The 12,504-nt window shown below is 40.6% G+C and carries 11 protein-coding genes; 7 read left to right on the forward strand and 4 right to left on the reverse strand.

The window, feature by feature from the left end; genetic code table 11:
- Window positions 1–1,404: a putative basic amino acid antiporter YfcC gene (yfcC, locus tag ACNSN3_RS04900; RefSeq protein WP_138570819.1), complete on the reverse strand. Its 1,404-nt coding sequence runs from the start codon at window positions 1,402–1,404 to the stop codon at window positions 1–3.
- Between the two features lie 141 nt (window positions 1,405–1,545).
- Window positions 1,546–4,506 carry a TonB-dependent receptor domain-containing protein gene (locus ACNSN3_RS04905; protein WP_418608675.1) on the reverse strand — a complete coding sequence of 987 codons (2,961 nt, stop codon included), beginning with the start codon at window positions 4,504–4,506 and terminating at the stop codon, window positions 1,546–1,548.
- A gap of 352 nt (window positions 4,507–4,858) precedes the next feature.
- Here ACNSN3_RS04905 and ACNSN3_RS04910 point away from each other — a divergent pair, with 352 nt between their 5' ends.
- Complete coding sequence (locus ACNSN3_RS04910; RefSeq protein WP_418608676.1) at window positions 4,859–6,571, forward strand: cyanophycinase; 1,713 nt, start codon at window positions 4,859–4,861, stop codon at window positions 6,569–6,571.
- A 111-nt stretch (window positions 6,572–6,682) separates the two neighbouring features.
- Window positions 6,683–7,234, forward strand: a complete 552-nt coding sequence (locus ACNSN3_RS04915) for a flavodoxin family protein (protein ID WP_054200649.1) — start codon at window positions 6,683–6,685, stop codon at window positions 7,232–7,234.
- Window positions 7,235–7,281: 47 nt separating this feature from the next.
- Here ACNSN3_RS04915 and ACNSN3_RS04920 read toward each other — a convergent pair whose 3' ends face one another.
- Window positions 7,282–7,878 carry a hypothetical protein gene (locus ACNSN3_RS04920; protein ID WP_418608677.1) on the reverse strand — a complete coding sequence of 199 codons (597 nt, stop codon included), beginning with the start codon at window positions 7,876–7,878 and terminating at the stop codon, window positions 7,282–7,284.
- Between the two features lie 387 nt (window positions 7,879–8,265).
- On the opposite strand from ACNSN3_RS04920, the gene ACNSN3_RS04925 reads away from it, so the two are divergent.
- The gene (locus ACNSN3_RS04925) at window positions 8,266–9,759 is read left to right on the forward strand and encodes an acetyl-CoA hydrolase/transferase family protein (protein ID WP_008468433.1); all 1,494 of its coding nucleotides are present in this window, start codon (window positions 8,266–8,268) and stop codon (window positions 9,757–9,759) included.
- 38 nt (window positions 9,760–9,797) lie between these two features.
- Here ACNSN3_RS04925 and ACNSN3_RS04930 read toward each other — a convergent pair whose 3' ends face one another.
- Complete coding sequence (locus tag ACNSN3_RS04930; RefSeq protein WP_010392830.1) at window positions 9,798–10,157, reverse strand: winged helix-turn-helix transcriptional regulator; 360 nt, start codon at window positions 10,155–10,157, stop codon at window positions 9,798–9,800.
- Between the two features lie 121 nt (window positions 10,158–10,278).
- Between ACNSN3_RS04930 and ACNSN3_RS04935 the strand changes: the two genes are divergently transcribed.
- From ACNSN3_RS04935 to ACNSN3_RS04950, 4 genes are all read left to right on the forward strand, one after another.
- Window positions 10,279–10,860 carry an NAD(P)H-dependent oxidoreductase gene (locus ACNSN3_RS04935; RefSeq protein ID WP_054200651.1) on the forward strand — a complete coding sequence of 194 codons (582 nt, stop codon included), beginning with the start codon at window positions 10,279–10,281 and terminating at the stop codon, window positions 10,858–10,860.
- 11 nt (window positions 10,861–10,871) lie between these two features.
- Window positions 10,872–11,423: a redoxin domain-containing protein gene (locus ACNSN3_RS04940; protein ID WP_010392826.1), complete on the forward strand. Its 552-nt coding sequence runs from the start codon at window positions 10,872–10,874 to the stop codon at window positions 11,421–11,423.
- Between the two features lie 91 nt (window positions 11,424–11,514).
- Complete coding sequence (locus tag ACNSN3_RS04945; RefSeq protein WP_008114111.1) at window positions 11,515–11,763, forward strand: hypothetical protein; 249 nt, start codon at window positions 11,515–11,517, stop codon at window positions 11,761–11,763.
- 147 nt (window positions 11,764–11,910) lie between these two features.
- On the forward strand, window positions 11,911–12,495 hold the full coding sequence (locus tag ACNSN3_RS04950) for a methyltransferase (RefSeq protein ID WP_249930461.1): 585 nt from the start codon (window positions 11,911–11,913) through the stop codon (window positions 12,493–12,495).
- Window positions 12,496–12,504 lie beyond the last annotated feature (9 nt).

Raw genomic sequence — 12,504 nt, forward strand, 5'->3', positions numbered from 1 at the left:
TTATTGATAATTAATAAAGTAAGCAAGAAATATAAAGCCGCTTGCTAATACAAAAAGTGCTAGAGCAAAGCGCCAAATAAACGCAGCCCATTCTCCCCAATCTAATTTCACGACCCCTAAACAACCAATTAAACTAGCTGAGGTGGGAATTAAAATGTTGGTTAATCCATCGCCTAATTGAAAGGCCAATACTACAATTTGCCTTGATACATTGAGCAAATCGCCAAGTGGAGACATCAGTGGCATAGTGATGGCAGCTTGGCCTGAACCCGATGAAACAAAAAAGTTAAATACACTTTGAAACACCAGCATTCCCCAAGCTGCAATGTAATCTGGCACACTGGCTATGCTACTTGCACAGTAATAAAGCAGGGTGTTGAGAGTTGAGGGAGTGGTTAAATCACTACCGCCTAATAGTAATACAATGCCTTTAGCCAGTGCGACTAATAACGCCGCTGGCAATAATTCTTGTGCACCGTGTTTAAACGCTTCCGCGCACTCATTCGCGGTTAGCTTTTTAAACACGATGGCAATTATTGCACTGATAAGGCCAATACAAAAAAACTGCGCAGCAAGCTCAGGAATATAATATTGGCGCGCCATCACCCCCCATACAACCCAGGCTATGCCCAATACAAACACTAATAATGTGAGTGCATCGGCTAGGCTGAGTTTAATCGTTGGCTGATCACCCGTTTTTTGGGATTGTGTTTTTATCCGTTTTGCATAGCGCATTGTAAACACGAGGCCTACAAGGGTAAAACAAGCCCACGCTAACATACGAAAGCCCGCACCAGAAAATACTGGGATTTCAGCTATCGATTGCGCTATAGCAATGCTAAAAGGGTTCATCCATGAGGTGGCAAAGCCTATTTGCGTGGCCACGTAAGTTGTAAGTACAGTGACTTTAGCGTCGTAGCCAAGTTGTTGCATAATAGGGAGCAGCACAATACAAAATGCAATAGCCTCTTCGCCCATACCAAATACCGCGCCGCCTAACGAAAATAGTAAAAACAGTAAGGGAATAAACAGCCATTCAACCCGCTGGGTTTTATTAATAAGTGCCATAATGCCGTTATTAATCGCGCCGGTTTTCATAATAATGCCAAAGGCACCGCCAGTGATTAAAATAAACGCCATTACGCCAATAGCTGCACCATATTTATCACCCGACACTAAGCCTTCAAACAATACATTTGCTAAACCAATGTCGCCACCTTGTGCAAAAACAGGTGGTGATTGTTGGTCGTTAACGGCTTGATATTGTGAAAGCTGCACAGTGTGGCTACCAGATTCTGCATTAAATACCCCAGGGGTAATAAATACCGTGGCCATATAGGCAACCACTGCCACACACAGCAAAATGATGCTTGCATCTGGCATAGAAAATTGTTTTTGTTTCATAATTTCACTTTAATAAAAGGTCATTGTGTTGATGCGTAAATAAACGCTTAAACGTACTTTAGCACTTAATAGGCAGTGTCACTGTAGCCATGACCTGTAATAAAAGGAAGGCCGCAAAGCGTTTGCTTTACGGCTAAGCGGTTAAAAGCGGTAGCTAATACTTAATTTATAATTAGCACCTAGGGCATTATGATTAATTGAATCAAAGCCACGGCTTGAACCATAGAGTTTAGGCGGTTCTTTATCAAAAATATTATCTATACGGGCGCGTAAAGTAAGCGCTTTATTAACATAGAAACCCGCTGATAAATCCCATACGAGCCAATCGTCAACCTGATGACTGCCCTCTGGATCAAGTTTACCGAGTTCATCAAGTTCGTCAATCTCACGGCCTCTAAGCCCTTCGATATCGTCTTCATAACTGCTGGTGTAGTTAGCCCCTAAGTTTAAGTAGTAGCTTTGTGCTTCCCAATCGATTGACATACGAGCGATGTTTTCAGGGTAGCGATATGTACCCACTAGCTTTTCAATTGAGTCTGAGCCCGGTTTGTTGCGTTCAAATTCAAGGTAGTGAGTACCGTCAAAAGCGAAGGTTAAGTCGCCGCCAGATAACGCAAAGCGATGGTCAAATTTAATATCAATACCCGCTAACGTTTGTGTGCCGGTATTTTCAAGCGGAATGACATGGTCGCGGAATAAGGGTAAGTAGTCTTCACCAGGACGGGGATTAAAGTTATCTGGGTTTTTATCGCCAGCTTTGTTATCTTCATCAACATAGTTAGCTAAAATCTCAGTAAGATTAGCGCCATCTTGCTCGATATTTAAACCGCTATTGTCAAAGACACCACATAACTCATTTTCGTAAGAAATACCTTGCTCGCCTTCTGGGACAATACCGCAATGGCGCAGTGATGCATCAGTAATGGCGCGATCGAGTACTGCAGTCATGTTGGTATCAATCACTTCTTCGTGATCAAACTGCCAATAATCAACGGTTAAGTTAGTATCAGCGCTTGGGCTCCAGGCAAAGCCAACACTAATAGCCTCAGATTCCTCAGCTTTAAGGGCTTGATTACCAAGTTCGAGCGAGTTAACGCTTACCTCAGTACCTTCACCCATACAGTAAAGATCAGACACCGCTTGGTTAGCACCACAATCGAAAGTGGATTGCGTGGTTCTTAATTTAACGCCAGCTTGAGTTAATGATGGTGCTCTAAACGAGGTTGACCATGAACCACGAACAACTAACGAATCAGTCGGGCGATAGCTCAAACCTATTTTAGGATTAAAGGTGCCACCAAAATCATCGTAATGATCGTATCGACCCGCTGCTTGTAGCTCTATTTGCTCACTCAGTGAAATACTTAATTCAGCAAACGCTGCATATTGAGTGCGATCGGCTTCTGATAAACTAGAGCCAAAGCCAAATACATCAACAAGATAGTCTTTATCTGCTTGAGCTTGTGAATCAAGCGAAGGAATGTCGCTTAGCTCTTCACGGCGTGCTTCTACCCCAAATGAGGCATAGGCTGGTAGGTCGTTAAAGGTAAATAGCTCACCATTAAAATTAGCATCCCAGCCGTAAACTGTACTTTCTCCGCTGCGTGTTGGGCGAGCTTGCGCTGTTGCCAAAATGGCATCATTAGCGGCGTCGCCTTGAAGGAAAGGGTTGTAAAAAGGCAGCAGTTCTCCCGATGCACAGTTTAAGTCAGTACTGTCATAACTTGCCAGCGTACCGTCTGAACATAGCTCGCCTGTAATCGCGCCATGGAACTTGTAACGATTATAAACCCCTGCAATCGCTTCTTGCTCTGAACGTGAGCGAGAAAAGGTTACCCCAGATTCCCAACCCCAATCACCAATTTCACCACTTAGGCTACTTACTAAGCGAAAGTTTTTCGTTTCTACTTCCACCGTTCTTGGGGCATTAAAGCGCGCATCAAATGCAAAACCATACACTTCTCGACCACTTTGGGTATCAAATGGGTCAATGTAGAGTTGATCTAATAAATCATTACTACCATCGGCATTATCGTAAATAAATAAGGCGTCTTCTAAAACATACGGGCCGTCGTCGTCATTAATTTGGTTAATAGGTGAGGGCGATGAGTACGCTTTTGCCTTGGTCTGACTGTAAAAAAAATCAGTATGCCATTGTAGACCACCAAGCTCACTATTAAACATAAAGCCGGTTGAAAGGCTTTCAAATGGCGTTTCTAGGTAATCATCTTGATTAGGGTAGTAAGCACAAATTTGTTCATCAAATTCAGTAGTAACTAACTCGGTTTTGCAGTTTGGTGATGGAAGTTCGTTACCATCTCGGCTGCTGAAATAATAAATATTAGGTGAGTTCTCCAGCTTAGGTAAATAGGAGTAACCATTCACTAAAGAGGGAGAGGCCGTGTAATTACGATCGGTCGCTTTGAAAGCGTTACGGTCGTATATATCTGCAAATACCGTTAAGTTACTCTCGCCTATTTTTGTACCATACACTAAGTTTAATTGTTTTTTACTTTCGTCATGTTGATCAAAGCTATCGGCAAACGAAGTATTGATTTCAGCGCCTTCAAAATCATCTTTTAAAATGTAGTTAATAACACCCGCTACAGCATCGGCACCATAAACGGCTGATGCACCGGTGGCTAAAATATCAATACGTTCAATGGCCGCTAGAGGAATAGAATTCACATCTACAAAGTTTTCAGTACCTGCAGCAAATGAACTAGGCGCAACTCTTCGCCCATTTATTAATGTCAGCGTTGCCGAAGGTCCCATGCCTCGTAAGCTCGCTGCTGATTGACCTGCTGGTGTAGAGGTAGACGTACCACCACTTTCAGAGGTTGAGAACGTACCGCTTCCGCCTTTAAATACAGATAAATCTTTGAGTAATTCATGAATGGTATTAGCACCAGAGCGTTTGATTGCATCTTGGTCTAACACGGTTAGTGGAATAGTGCCTTCCAGATCAACGCCTTTTAAGCGAGATCCTGTTACTTCTACTCGTTCAATGTTGGTATCAGTTTGAGTTTCTTGTGCATACACACAAGTGACAGGGCTCAGTAAAGCGCTTACTGTGGCCGCAATAGTTAGTTGACGAAACATTGTAGTACCTTTTGTCTTTTTTAAGCGCGCAGAAATAGGTTTAATATTTCTTAAGGCTTTAATTATTATGGTTTTTAGACAGGGCAATGGTGAAATGACACGCTGAGCCCCTCACAGAAATTAGTGAGGCGGTGGGCTACTCGTCAAACCACTCCGAAAGGTAGTGTGGTGAGTAGAAATATGTTGTAAGCAATGTTGCTTTTTTAAACATAATTCTCGTTCCAAAAAGGTTTTTGACAAAGCTAGCAAATGGGTGCTAGCTTACTCGCGTTTTAAAGTTCCTTTTTTTTATAGCAAGTGAGAGACGCTCTCGCAAGTTATTTCTTATAATTTTTTACATGAGTGTAACATAATGGAACGAATAAATTTACCAAACAAGCGGTTAGTTAAATCGCGAATAATAACCGCTTTTTACTCAATTTTAATTGCTTTTTCGCTACAGTTAAGCGCAAAAGAGCCTAGTCAAACTCTCGTGTTAGTGGGGGGAGCTCTCACAACATGTGCCAGTTTAAGCCCTAAAAACTGTGAAAAAAATACACAAATTTCGGGTAAAACGCATAATGTATTTACGCTCTCTCAGGCTAAAATTAGTCAAATAAAGCAACAGTGGCCCAGTAAAAATAGCCAAGCTAAAAACAACACTATTAAAAATTTAGCAACAATGCAGGCTAAGTCATCGCCCACATTGTCGAAAAAAGAGTTGTTATGGCTATGGCGTGATATTGATAGTACACAGCTCAATAATTTATCGGATCAAGAATACAATTTTGTAATAGATATGCTTGAAGTAGCGCAAATAAAAAGCGACAACACACGACTAAAAGAGCAGGTAAATACTGCGCTTAATAGCGAATCGGCAGCGACAGAGATTTTGCAGTTTATATCGGGAAGTTTAAAAGTTAATGATACTAACCCGAGTATGCTAGCCATTACCGCCTCAAGCAGAGACCCTTATGAATCTGCTGATTTTTATGAAGGATTACTAAGCTTCCCTAATGTAAATTCGCAATGGCTTGCATTAACCCCTGCGCTTGCTAAAGCAATAACCACCAACAAGTGTGATGATATAACCACGCTTAGGCACTCCGAAATGGGGCTATATCAACGCGAACATATTTACCCTGATCGCACACAAGCTGAATATCAATTGTGTAAAAAAGGCACCGACGCTTTAGTAGAGCTAATCAATAATAGCACCGGTATTATGTTTAATGGCGGCGATCAAAGCTTAACCCGAAAAGTATTATTTGATGAAAATAACCAGCCTTACCCTTGGACAAAAGCATTACAGTCTCGCCCTGTTATTGTTGGAACAAGTGCAGGTACCGCGGTGCAAAGTGGTGGGCAAGCCCACGCCGGGAATGTGGTGATGATCACCAATGGCACTAGCTTGTCGGCATTGAAAGAAGGCGCACAAGCCATTGATGCCCCAAGTGAACGCTCAAACAGCGATAGTTTAACTTACAACCGCTTTGGGGGTTTAGGCACATTTAGTTACGGTGTACTCGATACACACTTTAGCGAGCGAAACCGTACATTAAGACTAGGCACTTTGCTCGACGACTTAAGCGCAAACCAAGATCAGCCGACATTCGGTTTTGGTGTAGACGAAACCACAGCCTTAGTGGTGATTAAATCTGAAGCTGGCAATTTAATGACCGTAATTGGTAAAAATGGTGTGGTGATGGTTAAATCAACAGAGCAAGCTCAGGCTGAAACTAAAACTAAAACTAAAACCTACAGTTACTCTTACTGGCCTGTGGGCAGTGTGATTGATATTAAAAATAACGATTTTACCTTAAGTCAGCGCAGTATTAGCCAAGCATTGCCAGCAATTAAAATACCGCCTTTACCAGTTCAGCGTTTTGGCAGCATTTTAACGCAGGCCAAATTACGCTCTTTAACGCAAGCCATGTGCCTTAGCCAAGAACAAACGGCTGTTGGCCAGCAAGATGAGTTTATTATTAGCCTATCTACCACGCCTGAGTCGGCATATCATCGTATTAGTGCTGCGCAGTATGGCTGTGCGGTGAGTAATTTAGAAATTGCAGTGAGTACCTTTTAATTTAATGCCACGCAAGCTAATTTAATTAAACACGCTGCTTAGTTGATTTTAGATTAAGCGGCCATACTATATTTAAAGCGTGTTTATTAAATCACAACAAAAGGAAGGTTCATGAGTAAAGTAGCGGTTATTTATTTTTCGGGATATGGCCATACCAAAAAAGTGGCTGAATTTGTAGCTGATGGAGCAAACGCTCAGCTTATTGCAATCGATGAGAATGGCGACATAAAAGACACCGATTGGGATGTATTAAACAATGCAGACGCCATTATTTTTGGTGCACCTACCTATATGGGCTCATATCCTTGGCAGTTTAAAAAGTTTGTTGATGCTACCTCTAAAGTATGGTTTACCATGGGGTGGAAAGACAAAGTATTTGGCGGGTTTACTAATAGCGGCAGCCTAAATGGCGATAAACAAGTCACTCTAATTAGTATGCAAACATTGGCTTCGCAACATGGTGGAATTTGGGTAAGCCTAGGGTTACCACCGGCCAATAAACTGGAATCAACTCGTCAAGACATCAATAACTTAGGCGGTTCAGTTGGCGTATTAGTGCAATCACCTACTGATGCAGATGAATCTGCTATTCCATCAGGCGATTTAGAAACGGCTCGTTTATACGGCGAACGTGTAGCTGATGTGGCCAAACGCTTAAAGTAAAAGTCACTCGATAAAATAAGTTAAAAAAGCCACATTGTGTGGCTTTTTTAGTTTGATAATTCTAATTTTTGTTGTTTGTGCTCTAGCTGGTATAAGCTTGAAAATTGACGTTTATGAACTTCAAATAAATACGCTCTTAGCTGCTCTTTACCATGGTGAATGTGTTTAATTTTTGCTGCTATACCACACTTACTCTGCCTAACCGGTTCTATATCTAATGATATCGCCGCTTCGTTGGGTAAAATAAATTGCATATTCTGCAACTCATCAAGCTCACTGTGTACTGATGTGGGTTTTAAAAATATTCCTGTGCTAGATATAGATTCAATGCAAAAACCTTGGCTTTGGATATTTAATTCGCTCAACCGCCAGCTGCGCTGAATACCTTTAGTGTCAATTACTTCGGGGGCTTCTAATACGGTACTGAAATGGCCTAATTCATCGGTTTTAAATTGAAGTGGGAACCATAGTTGGTAGTGGGCTACTTCTGCTAATAAGGTTAATTTAGCTTGACCAAGTAAATGCGCAATACCATCTGGTATTGATGTTTGTACTGTTAACTTTGTTTCATTGATTAATGCACTACTTTGACTAGGTTCAAATAAGCCAGATAAAAAGTTAATTTCTTCGTCAGACAAATCCATGTATTTTCCTTAATACCTAAATTGTGGATTCTATTCCTCACAAGGTTACTGCCCAATGAATGAACAGTTTATTATTTTGTAAGCTCCGCATAGCGCGGCTAAATTTTTATACAATTAAAAATTTCAACCTTCCTGATTGAAATTTTAAATGGTTGATTTTAATTAGTTTTGTTTATTTTTAAACTCAGTGAGTTAAATAGTTGTATGCGTTTTTTACTATTTTAACCTTATTATCACCAATAAGTTAAGTAATAAAGTGTACAAAATTAAAACGCTTCGCGATGTTTTTATATCAACAATGCGTAAATGAGACTTAGGTCTAGCTTACGAAGCATAAGGAAATACTTAGAATAGCGCCAAATAAAAATGGGGTTTAAGGGGTTCCAAATGCAATTAGAACGAATTCGTCGTAGCGATTTACACAACAAAGTGATGTCTGCAGAGCAGGCCAGTTTATTTATTAAAGACGGCATGACCGTGGGTATGAGTGGTTTTACTCGTGCCGGTGAAGCGAAAGCTGTACCACGTGCGCTTGCAGAGCGAGTGCGTGAAAACCCAATGAAAATTAACCTAATGACGGGCGCGTCATTAGGAAACGACTTAGATAAGCTACTAACTGAATCAGGTGCGTTAGCGCGTCGTATGCCATTTCAAGTAGACAGCACATTACGTAAAGCGATTAACAACGGTGAGGTCATGTTTATTGACCAGCATTTATCTGAAACCGTTGAACAGCTACGTAATCATCAGTTAACGATGCCTGATGTAGCGGTCATTGAAGCCGTAGCTATTACTGAAGAAGGCCACATAGTACCTACAACATCAGTGGGCAATTCAGCCAGCTTTGCTATTTTTGCCAAACAGGTAATTGTAGAAATTAATATGTTACACCAGCCAGAGCTTGAAGGGCTGCACGACATTTATATTCCATCTTATCGTCCAACACGTACGCCAGTGCCATTAGTGAAAGTAGATGACCGTATTGGTAGCACTGCTATTCCAATCGACCCGGCTAAAATTGTGGGTATTGTATTTACCAATCAAAGTGACTCATTTTCAACTGTTACCGACCCAGATGCAGACACAGCCTCTATTGCACGTCACTTAGTGAACTTTTTTAAAGAAGAAGTAGCACAAGAGCGTATGCCTGAAAACCTAGGCCCATTACAAGCCGGTATTGGTAACATTGCCAACGCAGTAATGATGGGTTTATTAGACTCTGATTTTAAAGACCTCACTATGTATTCAGAGGTACTACAAGATTCTACCTTTGATTTAATTGATGCGGGTAAACTTAATTTTGCATCAGGGTGTTCAATTATTTTATCAGAGCGTTGTAACTCACAAGTATTTAATAACCTTGAAAAGTATCGTGATAAGCTAGTACTTCGACCACAAGAAATGTCTAATCACCCTGAAATTGTGCGTCGTTTAGGTATTATTGCAATTAACACTGCACTTGAGTTTGATATATATGGCAACGTTAACTCAACCCATGTGTGTGGTACTAAAATGATGAACGGTATTGGTGGTTCAGGCGACTTTGCACGTAATGCGCATGTATCGGTGTTTGTAACTAAATCAATTGCCAAAGGTGGCGCTATTTCAAGTGTTGTGCCTATGGTAAGCCATGTTGATCATACCGAGCACGATGTTGATATTTTAGTAACCGAGCAAGGCCTTGCTGATTTACGCGGTTTAGCACCACGCGAACGTGCAATTGAAGTCATTAAGCACTGTGTACATCCAGATTATCGCAACGCCATGCTTGACTACTACGAGCGTGCATGTGTTCGTGGCGGTCATACGCCTCATATTTTAGAAGAGGCATTCAGCTGGCATACCCGCCTTGAGCAACAAGGCACAATGAAGCAAAGCTAATACATAAAACCCCGCATCTGCGGGGTTTTTATTTTTAATTAGTCTAAAATATTAGACTCAGACCAAACCCTAAGATCGTGAAGAATTCCTAGTGCAGAGCGCCCAAACTCAGTGAGCTCGTAGGTGACAGCAATAGGTCTAGTGCTGATCACCGTCCTTAAAACCATCTTATTGGCCTCTAACTCTTTTAAACGTTGATCTATCATTTTTTTGCTCGCTCCACCTAACATTCGAGTTAGATCATTAAAGCGAACAGGTTCATCTTTTAAGTGATAAATAATAGAACTTGTCCACTTCCCGCCAATTAAGCGCATTCCTTTTTCAATAGCACAAGGTTCTAAGCAGGCATTTAAAACTTTTTTTCTTCCCTTACTATCTGTTTCTATAGAGCTTTCCAAAATTTAACCTCTAAAATAGGGTGGTTACTAAAAGTATACTAATTGAATCTATTCTTCAGGTAACTATTATATACCACATTAAAGTAAAGACCAATTTTCGTACTATTTTTGGAGAGATCACATGAGCAAGGTACTCATTATAAATGCACACCAATATTATCCTTTTTCAGAGGGCAAATTAAATGCCACTCTAGTTGATGTAGCATCATCGATACTGATAGAAAAAGGCCATGAAGTTAAAACCGTAACTATGACAGATAGTATTGATGTAGAGGCACAATTAGCACTTCATCAATGGGCTGACGTTGTCTTACTGCAATCACCTATTAACTGGATGGGCGTGCCATTTTCGTTCAAAAGGTATATGGACGAGGTGTATACAGCCGGTATGGGTGGCGCCATGTGTAATGGCGATGGTCGTCACCAGGACGACCCAAAAAGCGGTTATGGCACAGGTGGCACACTTAAAGATACTAAATATATGATGTCACTCACATTTAACGCACCAGAGGAGTCATTTAACAATTCAGAAGAATTTTTTAATGGTAAAAGTGTTGACGACTTAATGTTCCCAATGCATATGAACTTTAAGTTTTTTGGTATGACAGCAATGCCTACCATTGCTTGTTTTGATGTTATGAAAAACGCCGATATAGATACTGACTTAGCGCGCTTTAAAGCACATATAAGTACACACTTTTGAGAGGAAACACAATGACTAATGCATCACAGTATACAAATAAACTTCTTCCGGGGAGTCGTTTCCCAAAGATTAATTGCCCTGTACTAAATAGTAACGAAGTAGAGTTAGGGCGTGTCCAGCAAGACGCTGCTTGGCAAATGGTGGTTGTGTATCGTGGCCAGCATTGTCCTATGTGTACGCAGTATCTAAATCAGTTAGAAGAAATTAAACAGTCATTACAAGACATTGGAGTTTCTTTAATTGCTGTATCGGCCGACAGCGAAGCGCAGTTGTTAACACATAAAGAGAAGTTATCAGTGAGTTACCCCATTGCGTTTGAATTAAAGCCTGAACAAATGAATGCGTTAGGGCTGTATGTTTCTCAACCTCGCAACGCTCAAGAAACAGACCATTTATTTGCTGAGCCTGCTGTGTATGTAGTGAATGAACACGGTACAGTACAAGTTGTTGATATCTCAAATAATCCATTTGTAAGACCAGATCTGTCTACTTTATTGCGAGGTATAACTTGGATTAAAAACCCTGATAATAATTACCCTATTCGTGGAATGCATAAAGGTTAATGTTTGATGGTTTAAGTTTGCCACTATGATCTGTAAAATAACTGCATATTATTTACAGACTCGCTATGGCGAGCAACACAGAGTAACCATAATGGAAAACAAACTAACTGCAATCGATACACTCGCTGAACTTGAAAGTTTTTTACTGCAAGTTGAAAACGGCGGCCTAGGTTTAACCGGCGTAGCAGGCGTGGGTATGGCAACTAATAATGCTGACGGCAGCCGTTTTGTAGCCGTGTTTGATGACAAGCAACAACTTTTATTAGCACGTGAAATTACCGAAGAGATTTTCCAAAGCGGACAAGACATGGTGCGCAACGGCGTAGGGCGTAAGCACTAGTACCTTACTACTAATTTAAAAAGCGCCAAATGGCGCTTTTTTTGTGGTTTTATTTTAAACAGGTGTTAAATATAAAATAAATTTACACAAATGGCACGCTATGTAATGGTTTCACTAGTTTTATTATGTAAAAGCGAAATAGCTCAGGTGAAATCATCAATATTCAACCGTTATCAGGTGTTAGTTAGTATGGACTTTATTGCTATCGGACTTTTCTTTTTAGTTCTTCTAATCGCTTTATCTATTGTTTGGAGCACGCTAAAAACGGGAATTTCACCGATGATGAGCTCAAGCAAAGCGCGCCAAACTATGCTTAATGCAATAAGCATGGATGAAAAAGGCGCATTAATTGATTTGGGTTCAGGTTGGGGGACGCTCGTTATAGCGGTTGCCAAAAATCAGCCTAATAAACAGGTTATTGGCTATGAGTTATCGTGGTTTCCTTGGATGGTTTCAGTGCTTTTTAAATATAGTTTGGGTTTAGGTAATCTTACCCTCTATCGTAAAGACTTCAAAAATGCCGATCTTAGTTCTGCGTCTACTTTGGTATGTTACTTGTTTCCTGGTGGTATGGTAGCGCTTGAAGATAAGTTAAAGCATGAAAAAGTTAATAATAAAATCACTATTGTGAGTAATACCTTCGCTTTACCTTCATGTAAACCAACTAACGTTATCAAGCTTAAAGATTTTTACCAAACGCCAATTTATGTATATCATTGGCAATCCAAATAGAGGGATATT

The sequence above is a fragment of the Pseudoalteromonas sp. US3C1004 genome (assembly GCF_048401065.1).
Taxonomy (GTDB): domain Bacteria; phylum Pseudomonadota; class Gammaproteobacteria; order Enterobacterales; family Alteromonadaceae; genus Pseudoalteromonas; species Pseudoalteromonas undina.